The organism is Paenibacillus sp. Marseille-Q7038 (assembly GCF_965111595.1).
The window spans coordinates 1,033,692-1,052,735 of the sequence record NZ_CBCOOM010000001.1 but is presented as its reverse complement, the minus strand read 5'-3'; the positions used below and the strand labels follow the sequence as shown (position 1 = coordinate 1,052,735).

The 19,044-nt window shown below is 42.5% G+C and carries 18 protein-coding genes; 2 read left to right on the top strand and 16 right to left on the bottom strand.

What is annotated here, in order from left to right:
- Window positions 1–81: 81 nt before the first annotated feature.
- The 5 genes from ACWPWY_RS05145 to ACWPWY_RS05125 all read right to left on the bottom strand — a co-directional run bounded on the left by ACWPWY_RS05145 (window position 82) and on the right by ACWPWY_RS05125 (window position 4,450).
- Window positions 82–1,167 carry a Gfo/Idh/MocA family protein gene (locus ACWPWY_RS05145; RefSeq protein WP_454190679.1) on the bottom strand — a complete coding sequence of 362 codons (1,086 nt, stop codon included), beginning with the start codon at window positions 1,165–1,167 and terminating at the stop codon, window positions 82–84.
- A gap of 83 nt (window positions 1,168–1,250) precedes the next feature.
- A complete protein-coding gene (locus tag ACWPWY_RS05140; RefSeq protein WP_454190678.1) occupies window positions 1,251–2,420 on the bottom strand; it encodes a Gfo/Idh/MocA family protein in 1,170 nt (389 codons plus the stop codon).
- A 2-nt stretch (window positions 2,421–2,422) separates the two neighbouring features.
- A complete protein-coding gene (locus ACWPWY_RS05135; protein WP_454190677.1) occupies window positions 2,423–3,304 on the bottom strand; it encodes a sugar phosphate isomerase/epimerase family protein in 882 nt (293 codons plus the stop codon).
- Between the two features lie 204 nt (window positions 3,305–3,508).
- Entirely contained in the window at window positions 3,509–4,006 is a 498-nt protein-coding gene (locus ACWPWY_RS05130; protein ID WP_454192803.1) for a metallophosphoesterase family protein, read from the bottom strand.
- Window positions 4,007–4,066: 60 nt separating this feature from the next.
- Window positions 4,067–4,450 carry a DivIVA domain-containing protein gene (locus tag ACWPWY_RS05125; protein WP_454192802.1) on the bottom strand — a complete coding sequence of 128 codons (384 nt, stop codon included), beginning with the start codon at window positions 4,448–4,450 and terminating at the stop codon, window positions 4,067–4,069.
- Between the two features lie 249 nt (window positions 4,451–4,699).
- Between ACWPWY_RS05125 and ACWPWY_RS05120 the strand changes: the two genes are divergently transcribed.
- Window positions 4,700–5,278: a TraR/DksA C4-type zinc finger protein gene (locus ACWPWY_RS05120; protein WP_454190676.1), complete on the top strand. Its 579-nt coding sequence runs from the start codon at window positions 4,700–4,702 to the stop codon at window positions 5,276–5,278.
- Between the two features lie 59 nt (window positions 5,279–5,337).
- Here ACWPWY_RS05120 and ACWPWY_RS05115 read toward each other — a convergent pair whose 3' ends face one another.
- From ACWPWY_RS05115 to ACWPWY_RS05105, 3 genes are all read right to left on the bottom strand, one after another.
- Window positions 5,338–5,895 carry an ArsR/SmtB family transcription factor gene (locus tag ACWPWY_RS05115; RefSeq protein WP_454190675.1) on the bottom strand — a complete coding sequence of 186 codons (558 nt, stop codon included), beginning with the start codon at window positions 5,893–5,895 and terminating at the stop codon, window positions 5,338–5,340.
- Window positions 5,896–6,054: 159 nt separating this feature from the next.
- Window positions 6,055–7,077: a Gfo/Idh/MocA family protein gene (locus ACWPWY_RS05110; RefSeq protein ID WP_454190674.1), complete on the bottom strand. Its 1,023-nt coding sequence runs from the start codon at window positions 7,075–7,077 to the stop codon at window positions 6,055–6,057.
- Between the two features lie 45 nt (window positions 7,078–7,122).
- Complete coding sequence (locus ACWPWY_RS05105; RefSeq protein ID WP_191798537.1) at window positions 7,123–7,482, bottom strand: helix-turn-helix transcriptional regulator; 360 nt, start codon at window positions 7,480–7,482, stop codon at window positions 7,123–7,125.
- A gap of 366 nt (window positions 7,483–7,848) precedes the next feature.
- On the opposite strand from ACWPWY_RS05105, the gene ACWPWY_RS05100 reads away from it, so the two are divergent.
- Window positions 7,849–8,820 (top strand): phosphotransferase family protein, encoded by a 972-nt coding sequence (locus tag ACWPWY_RS05100; protein WP_454192801.1) that lies wholly within the window; start codon window positions 7,849–7,851, stop codon window positions 8,818–8,820.
- Window positions 8,821–8,886: 66 nt separating this feature from the next.
- Here ACWPWY_RS05100 and ACWPWY_RS05095 read toward each other — a convergent pair whose 3' ends face one another.
- The 8 genes from ACWPWY_RS05095 to ACWPWY_RS05060 all read right to left on the bottom strand — a co-directional run bounded on the left by ACWPWY_RS05095 (window position 8,887) and on the right by ACWPWY_RS05060 (window position 18,849).
- Complete coding sequence (locus ACWPWY_RS05095) at window positions 8,887–10,041, bottom strand: acyltransferase (RefSeq protein WP_454190673.1); 1,155 nt, start codon at window positions 10,039–10,041, stop codon at window positions 8,887–8,889.
- A gap of 157 nt (window positions 10,042–10,198) precedes the next feature.
- On the bottom strand, window positions 10,199–10,804 hold the full coding sequence (locus tag ACWPWY_RS05090) for a general stress protein (protein WP_454190672.1): 606 nt from the start codon (window positions 10,802–10,804) through the stop codon (window positions 10,199–10,201).
- Between the two features lie 109 nt (window positions 10,805–10,913).
- The gene (gene hrpB / locus ACWPWY_RS05085; RefSeq protein WP_454190671.1) at window positions 10,914–13,439 is read right to left on the bottom strand and encodes an ATP-dependent helicase HrpB; all 2,526 of its coding nucleotides are present in this window, start codon (window positions 13,437–13,439) and stop codon (window positions 10,914–10,916) included.
- A 184-nt stretch (window positions 13,440–13,623) separates the two neighbouring features.
- Window positions 13,624–14,433 (bottom strand): SDR family oxidoreductase, encoded by an 810-nt coding sequence (locus tag ACWPWY_RS05080; protein ID WP_454190670.1) that lies wholly within the window; start codon window positions 14,431–14,433, stop codon window positions 13,624–13,626.
- 90 nt (window positions 14,434–14,523) lie between these two features.
- Window positions 14,524–15,366, bottom strand: coding sequence for a hypothetical protein (locus ACWPWY_RS05075; protein WP_454190669.1), 843 nt, complete (start codon window positions 15,364–15,366; stop codon window positions 14,524–14,526).
- Between the two features lie 13 nt (window positions 15,367–15,379).
- Window positions 15,380–16,132, bottom strand: a complete 753-nt coding sequence (locus tag ACWPWY_RS05070) for a hypothetical protein (protein ID WP_454190668.1) — start codon at window positions 16,130–16,132, stop codon at window positions 15,380–15,382.
- Window positions 16,133–16,182: 50 nt separating this feature from the next.
- Window positions 16,183–18,333: a hypothetical protein gene (locus ACWPWY_RS05065; RefSeq protein ID WP_454190667.1), complete on the bottom strand. Its 2,151-nt coding sequence runs from the start codon at window positions 18,331–18,333 to the stop codon at window positions 16,183–16,185.
- Window positions 18,334–18,573: 240 nt separating this feature from the next.
- Window positions 18,574–18,849, bottom strand: coding sequence for a WXG100 family type VII secretion target (locus ACWPWY_RS05060; protein WP_191798528.1), 276 nt, complete (start codon window positions 18,847–18,849; stop codon window positions 18,574–18,576).
- Between the last annotated feature and the right edge of the window lie 195 nt (window positions 18,850–19,044).

Below are 19,044 nucleotides of genomic sequence, written 5' to 3'. Positions count from 1 at the left end.
AATCGTTACCCTGTTCTTAGGCTCCATTGTAACATGATGCGGTCTGCCGCTGTTATAGTCATTATCATGCAATCCTCACCATTATTTAGCCATGGTAAGCTGCTCTGCTTGCTGCTGAGCAATTAAACATAATTCAGCTGCTTTAAAAGCATGATCTTGTGTCATCGCGTTCTCCGTCCGCTCTAAGCAATCAAGTATCAGTTGACCAAAGAAAGGATATCCAACCCTGCCTTTTACTCCGAAACGGTATTCCCCCTCGTGATTCACAAGATATACTTGATCGCCTTCTTGTTCCCTCGCAATATCCGTATACTTTCTAAGTTCAATATATCCATCTGTACCGAGAATGGTAGTTCTTCCATCTCCCCAAGTAGACAAACCATCTGGCGTGAACCAGTCCACTCGAAAATAACCGGAAGCTCCGTTATTCCCAACGAGAGAAGTTTCTCCAAAGTCCTCCAGCTCCGGATAGGCAGGATGATGTAAATTAACAGCCCTGCTGTACATCACTTTTGCATCCTGATTGGAAGTAAAACTAAGGAACTGCTCCACCTGATGGCTGCCGATATCACAAAGAATGCCTCCATATTGCGATTTACGAAAAAACCAATCTGGACGACTAGCTGCATTGAGCCTGTGAGGTCCTGTTCCCATGACCTGAATAACGCGTCCAATTGCTCCCTGGTCAATAAGCTGCCCTGCATATACGGCACTCTCTACATGAAGACGTTCACTATAATAGACCATATATTTTCTGCCTGTTTCTTTTGTCTTTCTACGAGCTGCTGACAGCTGATCCAGTGTGGTAAACGGTGTTTTGTCGGTGAAATAATCTTTTCCTGCATCCATTACAGCAAGCCCGAGATCGCTCCGTTCTGAAGGAATGGCCGCTGCTGCCACCATCTTCACTTCGGAATCTTGCCATATTTCCTCCAGCGATCTAGCAACTTTGACTCCAGGATACCGCTCAATAAATGATTTTATTTTCTCAGGGTCTTTGTCGTACACCCATTTAAGTTCTGCCCCCGCTGTAATTAAACTGGAGCACATCCCGTAAATATGTCCATGATCCAAAGCTGCTGCGGCAAATATAAATTCTCCAGGACCACATACCGCTTTCTGCGCTGCACTCTGTGGGGAGTATAACATTCCGTCCCTTGCACTCATGAGAATCCTCCTATTCTACTTTAGATATTACTCGTGAATGAATTAGCAAATTAAAATTGTTTTTATAAAACAGCTTCATCAAGTTAGAAGGTACCTTTCAGATCAACCGGTTGTGTTTGTTCATATCCTTCTGACTTGCTAACCTCTGAATTACGGATTCGATCCTGTAGCTGCTCATAAAATAACTCTTCATCGATAGGAAGTTCCACCCAATCATCAGTCCAAGTCGACAAATACATTGCATTCGATAAGGTAAGTCCGTTAATCCCTTCTTCTCCTGGAGCGATCAGCGGTTTCTGTTTTAAAATAGCATCGATAAAATTTTGAATAATTCCAGGATGTCCTATCTCGATCCCCGGAGTAGGAATTTTCTTTTGTATATATTCAGGTTTGCCAAAAGCATCCGTGTTTCGATTGTTAAATTCACTCTCCGGTTCACTCAGCTGCCAGAATGTCATTTCTCCATCTTCGATTACTACCTTCCCGCGATCGCCTGTAATCTCAAAACGATTCGTACCCGGAGCTTCTCCAGTGGTCGTAACAAATACACCGGTAGCCCCGTTTTCGTACTCTACATAAGCCGTAACGTCATCTTCCACTTCAATATCACGGTATTTACCAAAGGAACAAAATGCACGAACTCGCTTCGGCATCATACCGGTCGCCCACTGCCATAGATCCAATTGATGAGGATCTTGGTTAATCAGCACCCCGCCGCCTTCACCAGCCCAGGTAGCACGCCAGCCTCCTGAATTGTAATAACACTGCGAGCGGTACCAGTTCGTAATAATCCAGTTTGTTCGTCTAATCTCTCCCAGTTCACCAGATGAGATCAATTCTTTCAGTTTGATATAGAGCGGATTCGTACGCTGATTATACATGATGGAAAATACGTTTCCGCTTTTTGCTGCTGCTTCATTCATCTCACGCACTTGCTTGGTATAAACACCGGCTGGTTTCTCAATAAGTACATGAAGCTTGCTTTCAAATGCTGCGATCGCCTGCTCGGCATGATGATAATGTGGTGTTGCTACGATGACAGCATCGATCATACCCGATTGCAACATCTCGGAAGGTTCATTGTAGAATTTGATACCGTCTGGCAGTGTTTGTTCCGCCCATACCCTAGCTGAATCTCTGGCATCACATACAGCGCTTAGTACTGCTCCTTCTATCTGCCCTTTCACCAGCGTCATCGCATGTGAAGAGCCCATATTACCAATCCCAATAACGCCAACCTTTACGAATTCCATAGCTATACCTCCGCCCGTATCTCGTCAAGAAGCGCTCTCATATGATGACTGAAATTTTTCAGCATTTCCTCTGAAGAAAGACTTTGACTAAAATCTTCGATCCCTAAGTACCCTTTGTAATCTACAGATACCAAGTCTTGGAGCACCTGACTCCAGGTTACTATTCCACCAAGCAATGGTGACCAGTTACACTCATACTCCGACTCCACAGAACCAGTAGCACTACTTGTTCCTTCTTTCTCTTTCCAAACCGCATTTTTGACATGGACATGTGCTAGATAAGGACCAAGCATTTCGAGACCCAGTCTGTAATTCTCAAATCCTTCATGAACCATGTTGCCAGGATCATATAAAACACCCACATGATCGGGATCAAAACGGGACACTAGACGATAAGCGAGCGAAGCACTAGGGGCAATGGTTCCATGATGTGTTTCGACAAGGGCCTTTACACCATAGGTTCGAGACATTTCCTGAACTTCGGACAAGTAAGCATCCGCCCGTTTATACAGTTCATGATAGTTTTCCGTCCTGTTATAAGAAGGAACACCTACTCTCATCATAGAAGCTCCCAGAACACGTGCCGCTTCAAATGCTTGCTCAGTAGAAGCAAGATCTGTTACCGATAAATAAGGTACAAGCGCAATAGAGGTAAGTCCTGCCTCTGTGGTTAGGTTTCGAACATCCAAAATATCATCATTCGTTCCCGCTGGATCAATCGACGCGAGATTTCTTCCCCAAAACGAAGGGGTTTCCGCCTTTGCATGCTCAGGAATTCCTTTGTATCTCCATTCAACGCCTTCGATTCCGGCAACAGATGCAGCCTTTACCAATTCCTTTGGCGTCATATCCGGAGTTGCTACGGTAAATACGGATAACTTCATGTTGAGCACTCCTCTCAAATAAAAGCGTATTCATGTACTATCGTAGCATCACTTTAAATAGACAGATACGCTACTTTTGGAACAGAAAAACCTCAGATAACGAATAAAGGAAGGTGAACACTCTCATGCAAATAAAATAACGCAAACCCCTAGTCCTACGAAAAGGGATTTGCGTTATTGAATGAATTTATAAAAAAATACGTTTTAAGACTTATGATCATAAAATACATGTTCTGCATGAATGTCGCTATCGATTGTGATCACGCCATGTGAATATTGCTGTTGTCTTCGTTTGTCTGTCGGTGAACCTGGATTAAACAATAGACAGTTACCATTCTGTTTTAGTAAAGGGATATGAGAATGTCCAAAGATAATACAATCCAACTGTTCACCACTAAATGCGGCTAGCGCATTCGCTTCGGTACTCCCTTTTCCAAGATGTCCATGTACGAGCCCAAAACGCTTTCCTCCTGCTTCTACGATCGTTTGCTCAGGTAGAATACCCCTTAACATAATAAGGTCCGTATTCCCTGTTACCCCATGTACCTTGCCCAGAGATGTGAGTTCTTCATATACGGACATGTCACTCCAGTCACCAGCGTGAAAGATAAGGTCAGAATCTTGAATATCATGAAGCAGCGGAGCTGGCAGTGCTTTGGACATTCTAGGCATATGTGTATCGGATAGAACAGTTATTTTGATCATATTTGTGTCTCCTTCATTAAAAATGAATGGTTACTATGACTTAAGTAGTCGACTTACTTAGTCGAGATATGGATCTTTTGTTTCCGGTCGAGGCAATTTTCCTTTTAATTGACGAATGCTGTATTCGAGCTGTTTCACCACTTCTTCAAGCTGTCTGCGATCAATGAGATTAGGATCTGCTTCCGGTTTTGGAGCACTCTTCATACTTCGAATCGTATACTGCTGCTCTTGCCATTTATCCATCAAATCCGAAATATGGGCATAGAAACGCTCATAATCCTTAATAACAAGGTCCAAAAATTCATCAACCTCATCTGGATCATAACCTCTGAGTTTATAATTAAATTGCTTTTCATGGATTGATAGAGCATCCAGTTGAATGCCGAGCTGTTTAAATAATTGTTTTTGCTTATCTAAACGACGCTTCATATGTTCATCCATCATAACGACCCCCATTACATCTTTCCTAAGGAAACCCTTCCGACTTCAGACAAGGGTTCCTTCTATTTTATATCATAATTTGCGCGATTAAGAAAACGATTCCGTATAAAACCTGGTTTTATGCACCATAAATTTACTTCTTATCCAAATATCATAGAACAACAGAGTAACATTCATAGACCTGGTTGTAATCCAGCAAAACAGGGTAATTAGATGACACAATCGAAATCTCGAAGGGAGACGTTAATTATGACAGCAACATTAACAAAAACAGAATTAAAAACATTACAAGAACGACTTCTTGCAGAGAAGGAATCCATTCAACATCATTTTGATATCAACCGAGAGAGCACCGACGATGAGCCTACCTCCCTTAGGGAATCCACAGGAGAATTATCTTCCGTTGATAATCATCCTGCGGACATAGGTACAGAAACTTTTGAACGCGCACGTGATCTGGCTGTAGATGAGCACCAAAACAATGAACTGGACCAAATTAATCATGCACTTGATCAAATAGAAGCTGGCACTTACGGCAAATGTGAAATATGTGGTAATCCTATCCCCTTTGAAAGACTTGAAGCGCTACCCTACACAACACTCTGTGTAGAGGATGCCGCCAAAGTACAGGAAGGAGATCTTAACGAGAAGCGGCCTGTAGAGGAACAAGTTATGACTCCACCTCCACGCGGTGCAGGAGAAATTAGTCAGCGAAATGCCGGCAAATTCGATAATGCGAGTGCCTGGGAAACGGTAGAAGACTTCGGTAACTCCGACTCACCGGCTACTTCAACAAAAAGAGATGTTACAAATTATGATGATATGTAATCCTTGATCACCATGTGAGAAGAACCTTTCCATCTTTGGAAAGGTTCTTCTCTATGTTTTTAATCATGTTTACGGACAAAACTAGCAAATAGATCATAGCCCGCTTTCTCTTTCTCTTTTTCTTTCCTCTTACTGAAATAAGGTTCGCATAATTGCAATATTTCTTGCTGTAAGACTTTTGCTTCTGACTCTGTCATATAGAGCGTACGATTAAACAATTGTACGGAGGAAGCGTCCTCGGATGTCCGCTCTACATATTTGATTTTATGACGGTCAAATAAGTCATTTAGGTGCTGAACATTTTCTCCCTTAACTACTTCTTGTATCTCCGCATTCTCTATATGTTTCTGTCCGATCTCTATTTCTCCCGAAAAAACGGCGTAATACTTTGCAATAATCCCGTTAATTTCTTTTGTATTTACCAAGGTTAAAAGACCAATCTTCTCTAATTTTTTAACATGATAATGTACTTTGGCAGGAAGTTCTCCGAGTTCATCGGCAATTTCCTTCACCGTAGCCGGCTTACCAAACCGACGAAATACATGTAGAATCCTCAAACGATAAGGATCGGAATATATCTTAATCTCTTCCGTAGTAGACAATACTTTTACATCCATGAAAGATCCCACCTTTAATAAGGATTGATGACTATTATAGAGTGTACGGATGCACGGGTCAAAACTACCAAAAACGCCTCTTATGGATATACATCCTATCGGAGGCGTTTTCTATAATATATCTATCATATTATGGAACAATAGTAAAAAAGAAGAATGTTAAAATACAGGAACCATTGCTGGCAAGGTTACTCGTTCCCTTTTACGAGCAGACTCTAGGCAGGCTTCAATGACCCTTATATTGTAAACCGCATCTTCCGGTCCGAAAGGGAGCGGTTTGCCGTCAAGAACCGCATCTGCAAATGCCTCTGCTTGAAGTACAAAGGAATTAGACACAGAAACTCGTTCTTCCCGAGTGACATGATCGGTATGAATAATAATCTGCGGAGGAATATCGCTGTTCTCCCAACCGAATACTTTGGGAAGTTCAATTCTTCCTTTCGTCCCGAGTATTTCGAATTCCGCTCTCGCACAAGCCCACATTCCGCAATCAAACGTCAGTGCTACTTTGTTAGGGAATTCAACAAGTCCCGATGCCATCATATCAACATCATCATGTTCTGGTGAGAATAAAGCGTGTACAGTAACTGCCTCTGGTTCACCCTCAAGAAACATACGCGCTGCTGAAATAGGATAGACGCCGACATCGTAAAGAGAACCTCCGCCCATGTCGTTTTTAAAACGGACATTTTCTTTATCATCACAATTATTGTAGGTGAAATTGGCATGAATGGCGCGAACCTCGCCAATTTCCCCGCTCTCGATGATCTCTTTCACGCGTTGGTGTTTAGGATGATATCGATACATGAAAGCTTCTGCAAAAACAACATTTGCTGCCTTACACGCATCGATCATTTGAGTAACCTGTTCTTCGTTCAGTGCTGCTGGCTTCTCACATAATACGTGTTTACCCGCTTCCGCTGCCCGAATCGTCCACTCCATATGCAGATGATTCGGCATAGGAATATACACAGCATCAATCTCTCCATCTGCAAGCAGTGCATCATAGCTTCCATATGCTTTTGGAATATTTAATTCTGCCGCAATTGCTGCTGCCCGGCTCTCGTCCCGGCTGGCAATAGCTACGACCTGACCACGTTCCGATTGCTGTAAAGCAGGTATCACTGCATTTATACCAATCTTCGCAGTACTTAAAATTCCCCATCTGATCTGCTCACTCATCGCTATTCTCCCTTTCTGTTACAGATGAACCGCTTTACGCAGATACTAAAAGTTATCTCGCTCTGCTTTATTCAGCATACCAAGGCACCTGTCCAAATCGACCTTTACCTGCTTTTTATATAAAGATGCTTTTTCTTCTCCACCATCCGTAAAGTGATACAATACGATCTCTTGGAAATCAACGCGAGGGTCGCTTCCCTTTAATCGCTTGGTTCGATAGAACACGCCTTCCTGAACCAATTCATGTAAGGCTCGATAAACTTCACTCTGAGGGGGAACATAACCAAACCCTTTGAATTCATCCTTCATGGCTTCCAGCATTTCATAGCCGTAACCTCTGTGCTGCTCGACCATGGTAATTAAATAGAGTTTAATAAATGCACGCTGGGATATCATAAAAGCCAACTGATGTCCTCCTCTCATAACAATCAAATAACCATCTTTGTTCCATTATAAACCTCTTTTTATGTCTTGACATCCTTCTATTTTTCCATATAACCATTTTGTGACAGGAAATATAACATAGTGAATACGCCGGAATCATATGAAGTTTTATATGAAAAGTAGCTAGATAAATCTTTTGAATTTCTATTATGAATTTTTCATATATTGAAAACACTTAATAGTGTAAGTTCACGTTCAACAGATCCATATAAATTATTCTCTAATTCCTCTTTTTCTGTATCGTTTATTGTAAAATAAGGAAATCAAGGAAAAGGAGTGGTTATTCTGACGACCCGCATTTATTTTTCTGCTCCGCGAATTACGAACATGCAGCAAAACACTATACAAAAAATGTTATCTCGCTGGGACCTCGGTACTTTACACTCCTATAAGCCGACAGAACACGGAGTCATGAAGCAAACTCTATTTATTCATACATCAACAGGAGATTATGTATTTAAAGGGAATCCTCTTTACCCAGGACAATGGGAAGAAGAACAGTTTATGATTCAGCAGCTTAAACAACACACAAAAGCACCCGTTCCTACGCCTTATGTTATAGACTCAGCGGAGGACCTTTTTGGCTATTCGTATGTAATCATGCCTCTTCTGCCCGGAGTTCATTATCATGATCTGGATAAACTTACTCTATCTGAAGCAAAACATAAATTGATCCTGTCTAAGCTTGCTGCTGCGCTTCATGAACTTCACACATGGAAGACAATGATCGCTGGTGAATATGATCCTGAAACGGAAGATATCCGCTCCTTCGAGCAGGGTTTCTACCCCTTTTTTGAACAACAGATCTTATATTGGCTCGAAGACGCCCGAAAATATTCTCCTATTGAAGACGCAGATATTAATTGGGTTCGTGAAAAAATAAGTGTAGCAGCGTCCTCCTTTTATGATATAGACACGTATTCGTTTGTTATGGGAGATTACAAATCAGAAAATATCTTGATTCAGCAAAATGAAGGTGAATGGGAAGTAAGTGGTATTATTGATTTTACGACCGCTTATTTTGGTGATCCACTCGCAGACGTCGTTAAATTCACCAATCAGCTGCTATGGAAGGGACAACAAAAAAAAGCTCGTTTCTTTCTGTCTTCTTATCTTCAGAACGCAGATCTTCCTAGCACTCCTTACGACATCTCATCCCGTCTCTCTATCCATTTCTTATACAGCCTGATTCTCAGATGGGGAGAAATTCATGCTACTGGACAGATTGATAACAAAAATCCATCGACCTTTCGAGAATTTGCTTCTCATCACCTAGATATCGTTGCGTCAATATACTAAAAAATCCTGGGTACTCGTATATATGTGAGCACTCAGGATCTTTTCTTTACTATTATGAATTTTTCATCATCTGTTATTTTTACTTATTGGAATATGAATGCCCACAGCCCACTTTCCTATCTTCAGATAAGCTATTAGCCGTGTTGCACCAAGGGATAATAAAGAAGCGATCAACCAGGTAAATAACATTTTCCATGATACGTTCCAGTTTGGGTATAAGACGGCTTCTATCTTATATGTACCTATTAGCATCAGCGCATGCATAAGGTAAGCACCAAATGACAAATTTCCTATAGAAGCAAATATGCGGGATACTTTCCCTTCAGGCAGTCTCATTGCTATTAAATAAACTAAAAATATGGATATAACAAGATATAACGCCATATCAGGTTTCAGTAAAGCGACTCGGTTAAATTGTATATGCAGTCCATCTGGGGTAAGAAATTGACGAGAAAGTTCGTATACATAGTAGCCCGTAAACAACATAAAGAGAGGAACTATTAGCACTCTCGATCTCATTACCATGGACTGCCACCAATTCGGATATAATCCCGCAGCAGCGCCGAGCAAAAAGTATAAGAAAAAATAAAAGACATTTCGATCCGCATATACCGTGAGCCACGGAGTGATGAATGGAATATCAGCGATTTCTGCCAAGACTCCAATCTTTCCACGATAGAACATGAGAATCAAATAAATAACACCCATCATCAGCAAAAAGGTAAGTAAGACCGTTTCTCTATATTTATTTTTTAGTAGCAATACACCTGAACGGATGATAGGGAACAGTAAATATAGCCGCATAATCATAATGATATACCACAGGTGAGAACTGCTTTTTCCAGTTAGCAGCTGCATTAGAATTTCCCCCAGTTCCAGTGAACTAAATCCAGCCAGTCCTGCTGTCTTCCACGCATAGAAAAAAATATAAATCAGGGACCATATCATGTAGGGAAGAAAGATATCGGTAATTCTTCGTTTTATAAAAGCACCACTTGTAAATTGGTCTTCATAGTTATAGAAGAGCACCATGCCAGTAATAAAAAGAAAAGCAGGTACTGCAAATTTTGATAACATAAGAAGTATAGACATCATAACCCCATCTGTATAGGTAACATCAGGTACATATGCATAATGAGCAATAGAGTGCTGGAGAACTACGGCGAGGAAAGATATTCCTCGTAACGTTTCGATCGCTGTTATTCTTGGTTTACTTGACACATAACCTCCATAAATTCAATACATTTATTATTTGATTTCTTTGTCACGAATTAATAATACACGAAATCTAGCATTCACGGTATAACAGATAAAAACCTCCTAAGCCAGAAGGCTTGGGAGGTTACTATCTACTGCTTTTTATGAAATTCATTCATTGTTATCGCATGTTACGATCCAAATTGGTTTTGATTGCTTCCTCTTCCGCCTGGCTTCGTGCAACGCGATTAGGACCTGGAAGATGATCTTCCTGTTCATAGTCACGGTAACGATCTGCATTCAGCGACCGATTATCTCGAAAAATTCCGTGGATTTCACGATCTGTACTTTTTTGATCTACGAGTACGAGGATGTTACCTTCATCTACATTTCTTTCATATTCCTCAGCTTCATCTTCCGGAATACCAAGACCCACTAATCCGCCGACTAAACCACCTGCACCAGCTCCCACAGCTGCACCTGTTAAAGTAGCTGCTATCGGCCCTGCTGCCAAAATCGGCCCGATTCCTGGAATCGCTAGAGCGCCAATTCCTGCGAATAACCCAGCTAGACCACCAAGCACACCGCCCGTAGCTGCACCCGCTGCCACACCTTCCGGAGCTTTCGTACCCGTCTCCGATTCAATTGCTCTCATATCGTCTTTACTACGTGTAATCACCGAAATTTCACTATTGCGATATCCTCGGTCTTGTAACTGTTCAATTGCCCGTGAAGCTTCTTGTTCGGTTTGAAATACCCCTACGACTTTTTTAGTTTTGTTATTCATTATTATTTCCTCCTCTTCGAAAAGTAATCTGTGCTTGTTAATTACCCTTCTTTACAAGGTCGAAACCATGAACGCCAAATATAAAATCTTTCTTGTGGGGTGATCCAAGCTATTTCCCTTTCGGTTTAACACGGTTTGTCGCTACCGCCTGTAGCGGATCTTCCGGCCAGTAATGTTTGGGATACCGCCCTTTCAGATCCTTCTTCACCTCGAAATAACCTTCTCGCCAAAAACTGTTCAGATCCGATGTAACTTGTACAGGTCTTTGCGCAGGAGATAGTAAATGAAGCGTTAAGGGGACACGCCCTTCTCCCAGTCGCGGACTTTCTGTAAGTCCAAACATTTCCTGCAGCCTGACAGCGATATATGGAGCCCCTTGTCCATCATATCTTATAGGAATCTTAGAGCCGCTGGGTACGGTGTAATGGGTAGGAGCTTCCTTCTCAAGTGTCTGTCGTTCTTCCCAGGATAAGCTGTCTAAGAGTACCGATGTAATGGATATCTGCTGTAATCCAGCTGCTGAACGCACCCCTGTCAAGTAAGGTGGGATATGCTTAAGCAGGTATTCAAGAAGAGCGGAATCCGAAAGATCTGGCCAAGCAGGATTTACTCTATGAAGAAATTGCATCCGCTCCACTAACTGACGAGTACTTTTATTCATAGAAAAGACGGACAACCCTTCTTCTCTTATTCCTGCAAGTAATGCTAGCAAAATATCTTCTTCAGGCGGACTCGGATAAGCCATTTCTTTCAGGATAATCTCTCCACGTTTCTGCCATTTCAAGGATCGCACACTACGTGTGCTTTTATCCCAGTACACTTTTTCTTGGGTCGTAATGAGTTCTTTTAAATAAGAGTAGATATCCGCAAGCCCGAGCGGAGCGCATGTTCGAATAAGTCCATCCACCCCTTGGTCATCCGCTTCTGCAACCACGATATAAGGAGAAGTGAGGCCGCTCATCGCAGAAGAGGTCCGCACACCCCGGCCGCTTGCAAGGAAATAGCGGCCATCTTCTCTTCTTTGCCCAATCCGATCCGGATAGGCAAAAGCAAGCAGTAAGCCGCAGCTATCATCAGGGGGTAGAGACTCGCCTTCTATTTGGCGTGACTCTACCTCTCTGTACAGCTGGCGGCTCTCTTGTATGAGGCTGCGCAGCGAAGCCTCATCTTGGGAGGCTGCCGAAGCAAAGCCGGCAGCAGAGAGTGTCCGCAGATGTTCAAGCTGCGGACGAAGATCCCATCCCGCCCCCGGCAGGCGGGATGATCCTTGCTGCAATAGCGCGCCCAGCAGACTGGCATCTCTAGCCAGTCCGAGCTTCGCAGCTTGCAGCAGCATGTGTCCAAGGCGGGGATGTGTCCCCATCCCCGCTATTTGTTTGCCGCGGCTCGTTGCTTGGCCGCGGTCATCGAGGCAGCCCAGCTGCTGCAGTAGCGCAGTTGCTGCCTCATAAGCACCCGCAGGCGGCAGATCAAGCCAGCGTAAATCGCCAGGGTCCTGCACGCCCCACATCGCAAGTTCAAGCGCTACAGGAGCAAGATCCGCAGTGAGTATCTCGGGTCGGTTCTTCTCTGGTTTTGCATCCTGTTCTGATGCACTCCATAAGCGGTAACATATCCCCTCCGCTGTTCTTCCTGCCCGGCCCTTTCGCTGATCCGCGGAAGCTTTGGAGATTGGAATCGTCACTAATCGGCTCATTCCGGAACGAGAAGAAAAGACAGAATCTCTTCTTAAGCCACTATCTACTACCGCTCCAATTCCTTCAATAGTTAAACTTGATTCCGCGATGGTTGTAGCAAGAATTACTTTACGCTCTACTGTGCCTGGAGTTAAGATTGCACGGTCCTGTTCTTGCTGCGATAAAGCACCATAAAGCGGATATACTTTAATGTTCGGACCTAAATTCTGTTCTTCTAGTTTTCTCATTACGCGATGGATTTCTTTAGCACCAGGTAAAAAAGCCAGCACATGCCCTTCTTGCTGACGTAATGCCAGGGGAATAACCTGTGCCATATGCGCCTCCATATCTATATTATGAAGTTTTGGCACATACTTCGTTTCTACTGGATAAGTTCTTCCCATACAAGTAATTAGCGCAGCATCACCGAGCAGAGAAGTGACAGGTTCAGCTTCAAGCGTCGCGGACATGACCAAGATTCGTAAGTCTTCCCTGAGTACAGATTGACACTCTAATGCGAGGGCCAGAGCCAAGTCACCATGAAGATTCCGCTCATGAAATTCATCGAAAATGAGGAGCCCTACGTCCTCCAGCGCCTGATCATGCTGCAGCATTCGCGTTAAGATTCCTTCGGTAACCACTTCTATTCGAGTTTCACTGCTTACCTTGCTGTCCATTCGAACTCGATAGCCTACTGTTTTCCCCACAGGTTCACCTATACTTTTTGCCATTCTCATTGCAGCATTCCTAGCAGCCAGTCTTCGAGGTTCAAGCATGATCATCTTTTTGTTATTCATCCATTCTTCTTCTAATAAAGCTAGAGGAACGACGGTTGTTTTCCCTGCCCCGGGTTCCGCAACAAGAACAGCCGAGGTTTTTTGCTTAAGTTTACTTTTTATTTCAGGGATGACTTGATAAATTGGAAGGTCGTAATCTTGATTCCATGTTGTTTTTAGCATTTCAATTCTCTTTTCTCCATGTCTCCATGATTGGGTATAAATATTCAATCTTCCCGTTTTGCACGAATTTGAGATTCATGCTGGTGTAATGTATATAAAATAGCGAAAAAAACCGCCTCCCGCAAGGGAAACGGTTACGATCTATGAAAATAAGCATATCGAAGTTCTATGCTATACATTTGCATCAGCTTAGAAGAGACTCCGCTCCATCAATCACAATTTGTGACCCTGTTATATGCTCAGCAGCATCGGAAGCTAAGAAAGCTACCAGTTCCGCAACTTGATCGGGTGTTCCCGGTCCATGAGACAAAGGCTGTCTTCCGTCGGGAAATTCCATCTTGATGGAAATTTCACTTAGCTCATCTGATGTATCCGTACTCTGATCAATATGCGTCGAAATGGCACCTGGGCAAATCACATTCACCCGAATTTTGAATTTGGCGAGTTCAAGGGCTGCCATTTTGGCAAAAGCGACTTGACCTGCCTTTGAGGTACTATACGCTGACATTCCTATATTCGAAAACGTGGAATTCCCATTAATGGAGCTAGTAATGATAATACTTCCGCCATTCCTTTTTTTCATATGAGGCAATACGAACTTTACCGTAAAAAATGTGCCTCCTAAGTTTGTATTAATGGTGTTATGCCAATCCTCGATATCAATGTCTTCAATGGGAGCGACCACACCATTAATCCCGGCATTCGCAAACACAATATCAATTCCACCAAACGTATCGATCGTCTCATTCACGGATCTCTCCACACGATTCGGATCGGATATATCTACATCATAAGAGACCACTTGACCTAAATTCAACTTTTCAATCGACTTTTTCGTTTCTTCCGTACGTTCATCGATTAGATCAAATAAAGCAATATTAGCCCCTTCCTTTGCCAGCTTTAACGCTGCTGCTTTGCCGATCCCAGAGCCTGCCCCCGTAACAATCGCTGTTTTCCCTGAAAAACGCAATCCATTTCCCGAAGATGATGACATATAAAATCACTCCTTTGAGGTCTCTTATCTAGAGATATATAGAAATTCTCTTAGACAGCCTACCCAAAGGAGTGAATTTTTAACAAATATTTATGATTTCCAATTCAATTCAATAAAAGCAGCATCATCTTCGAGTCCACCTGTATGCGGCGCATCCATTAACACTTGGATTTCTTCATCGGGTAAATGGATTCCGATCGGGTCAAGTTCTCCCATTCCATCTGTGTATAAACGAAGTACAACATCTTCTCCAACCGGAAACGTTTGTTCATACACATGAGGACTTCCTCCAATGGGACCTTCTGCTGTTGACCACCGCTCTGATGTCCTTCTTGTTTTGTCAAAGAGGTGATCCGTTTCTTTTCCGCTGCGAAAAAGCCGAATTCTAGAGTCACCCTGCCAAGCAAGCTGCAGACGACTTCCTTTTTTACCAGAGCCCAGCTTTATTTTCCCGCAGATATACATGGACTGACTTCCTAGTTTTTTCTTCGTTTCAAGCACTTCCTGGAGCATCATTGGAATATTCGCATTCTGACTACCTGCATAGTTGCTAAGCTCACGCGAAGCGGGAATGGTAAGGCTCATCAGAAATTGATATAACAATGAAGAAGACCAGTCTTTGGTTTCGTTCATCCATGCGCATAACGCTTCTCCAAGATACCTTGCAGCAAAATCCCCATGATAACTCATGGATACTCCATCGCAGAGTACAAAGGTGCATACATCACCCTGAATATGAACTGCAGCAAAATCCTGTCCTTTATCGCCATAAGATGCCGTTTCAAAGGATAGACCATATCCATATCGACAGAGCCAGCGTCCTTTATACGTGGATAAAGGCTCATTCGTATGTTGAGAACTAACATAATGAAAAGTTTCCTCGGAGAAGAGCTGCTTTCCACGATCTGGTGCCGACGTTCGCAAAGACTTCAAACCCTTCTCCTCCTTACCTTACCGGTGTAGCTGCAGACATTTGGAATCCAATCGAGACCAATTCTGCGCATGAGCCAGGCAGCATCATTAACGAACCGGGGGATAATAAGTAGTCAGCTTCCATCAACATTTCCCGATAACTCTCAGGAAGAACTGATGACATGTTGCGCAACTTCTCCCCATGTTCATCCTTTAATTCGGTATCTTTTAAAATACCACCCCATCTTCTCGGCTCTGTAATAGGCGCATCCAGAAGATGATCCGAAATAAATATATTTTCAATAAGAACATTTCCATCCGGCACACTCATATCCATAATTCGTTTGGCAATAGGCTCAGGGTCTTCCCCCGTCGCAACTCCATCTGTCATATGACAGATAAGCGGTGCAGGACAATCTTGCATATGAGGCAGCTCGCTTTGTAAAATCTTTTCCGCTTGTAGAAAAGCCTTAGCCGAATCTGAAAACCGCATTGGTGTCAGGTCTGGGAGTGAGCCAATGGCTGCAATCTCATCAATTCCTTTCACGCCGCCAAGCAAATCATATACATCATCACTGTAAGCCAGGATGGCAATTCGATATCTCGGAGTTAGACGATTCCCTTTCGTGGAGCGAAAAACCATTTGGCGGATGGCAAGTGATAAAGCATCATACACAATGTCCATCCGTCTGCGATTATCCATCATCATATTCATCGAAGCACTAATATCAATTAAATAAATGATCAGTGCGGGCGTACGCTGTGAGGCTTGTATTGTATAATTCATTCTTGTTCCTTCACCTCTAAAATAATTAAAAATAATAAAATGAGGACAGATCAGATATTGGGTAAACGATAACTTCGATTACTAATAAATTTCTTGATATGTTTTACCCGTTGAGATATTTTCCCGACACCGTTATAGTAACTGGCATCTTTCTCATAGCGTTCCATAAAATCTCTGGCATACGTTCTTGCGTTTTCGATTTTTTTACCTTGCTGAGCATTGTAAGCCAAATTATAAGAAGCAATGAGCTGAACTACATTTTGGGCACGTTTTTTCTTCAAAGCTGCCGCTTTTTCTGCTTTTTTCTGTGCTGCTTTTTTTTCAGCCGCCTTTTTCTCTGCTGCTGCCTTCTGAGCTGCTAATTTTGCAGCCGCTTCCTTTTGAGCTGCTAGTTTCGAAGCGGCTTCCTTTTGTTTTTGTTCTTCCGCTTGTTTCTGTTTAAGCGCTTGTTTATCTGCCAAATATTTTTCATACTTTGCCTGTTTATCGTATTTTGCTTGTAATTCCGCCTTTTTTGCAGCTTCTTTCTTGGCTTCTACCTTAGCAAGATAAGCATCATATTTTGCTTGCTTATCATACTTTGCTTGTAATGCAGCTTTCTCTTTAGCTGCTTTTTTAGCAGCTTCTTCCTCTGCTTTCTGTTGAGCAAGTGCTGCTGCTTCTTGTTTCTTCTTTTCTTCTGCAAGCTTGGCAGCTTCAGCAGCCTGCTGAACTTCTTCTTGTTTCTTTAACTGCTCTGCTTCTTGCAGAGCAAGAGCTTGTCTTGTCTCTGCACGTTCCGCGAGGGTGTTCACTCCAGGAATAGCGATCGCTGAGATAATTAAAACTACTGCTGCTGCAATAGTTAATTTTTTATGGCGCAACCAGAATGGAGGAGCTTTTACGTTATCTCCTTCATTCTTTTCGAGATGATTGGCTTCAAGTTGCTGGATGGCCGCACTAATCTCAACGGATAAGGCACTGCCCAATGCTGTTTTGGAAAGGGCAGAACGATAGGCATCTATAGCCGGTATCACCTTTCCCTGTTTCTCTAACTCTCTTGCTTTTTGAACTGCATATTGTATTTCTTCGGAAGTCCAATTTTTGTTAGTAAGGGGATCATCCTCTACACTAGATTCCGCCGAAAGGTTAGGTGAAGTACTTAAGATTTGCTCATCTATCGTATGAATGTCAGATTCTACTTCCCAAGGTTTAGTGGAAACCGAACCTGCTGCTAATCCTTCATCAACTGTGTCCGCTTGAACTTCTTGCCGATCTTCTTCCGGCAGAAGTTCAACATTGGAAAGGGCAATTAACCATTCTCCAAAAGTAGGACAACTGCTTAGATCCTGACTATTCCATGCTCTGCTGAACAATTCTGAAATTTTGCGACCATACCTTGTTTCTAAAAAGTGCATAAGTTTCATGTATCTCTCACAGCCCGTTTGAAGTTCGCGCTGATCAAAATAACTTTCACCGTAAGTAAGGTCCACGATATCTTTATCACAGTAACCAAGCATCTCTGCAAGAATCACGGCTCCTGCAAAACGATCTGCATAACTGCTCCATAAACCGCTGTTAACGATACGGTGGGCAGCATATCCAGCTGAACCTGCTAATAAAGCATCGGGTCTGTCCATCTTCGGACTATAAATCTGTTCCACATCAACGAGTTCAACTGCTGCAGAGCCTTCAGGCTGTTCATCTTCGGAAAAAAACGGAATAAGTACATTGGGGGCTGATAGATCACAGTGTGCAATCCCTCTTTGCTCCATAGCAGATCCGATCCCGGCAAAAGAGGTTGCAAGTGTCAGACTTTCACTTGGAGTCAAACGTTTTTTGTCACATATGATATCAAACCAGGTAATCCCGCCGATCCATGGCATAAGCACTGAGTATAGTAGATCCCCATGCTCACTAATTAATTTTCCGTTTCTTTCAGGAGTGAGCACGTCACGATTGCAGACCTGCAAGCCTGACACTTCGCTATACTTTTCCATCTGTTCAGATTGATAGACCATGGCAGGGACACGGAACTTAGGGAAAAACACTTTTAACGCTTTAGATTCATATTCGTTACCGTCGGCAGGAATCAACTTATATACGGTACCTTGTCTTCCCGTCTGTGCATATGCAATGCCAGGGGCAGCCGGATGTTGTCCCACCTGGTAAGTAACCCCATTAATATGGAGCTGATCCCCCGGATTGGGTTGAAAAGACATGAACATCCCTCTCTTTTCGTTGTCGATGCAAGAAAACCGGAAGTTATGTTAACTCCCGGTTTCCAGGTTGATAAAGCTATTTTTTATGTGTAGTGAATCCATTTCATAACTCATTGAAACGATAAACTTGTGACTATATAGAGAAATAGAACCTTTTTGATCTATATAGTCCTGATTAAGCAACTAAAGGTATTATGAAATTAACTCTAGTAAGTATAATTATAATCTTGGGACAACAGATTAGCGAGATTGATCCACTGAACGGAATTTCTGAGCAATCGCCGTAAGTTCTGTACTGATGCTGTTCAAGGTTTGAACAAAACTTTGCATTTGCTTGCTTGCTTCCTGGAACTCAGTGAAGAAGCGTTGTTTTGTCATCCCTTCCCATTGACCTTCCATACCATTAATGGATTGAGTCAAACTAGAAACGATTTGTTGACTTTGCTCACCGCTTTGTTTAAATTGATTAGCTACTTGATCCACTTGCTCCGGGGAAATGAGAATACGACCTGACATAGAATGATATTCCTCCTCTTATTCTTCAAAATTTAGTTAATTCCTGAAAAAATTGTACCAAAATGACTTTAGACCTGTCTAAAGTCATTGGTCCTAAATGTAAATAAACCCAATTAGTAAGAATGAAACTTCTGTAAACAAAGAGTTGATAAAGGTTTTTCTTGCTTGTTAGCTCATCTATAATTCTATATTTAC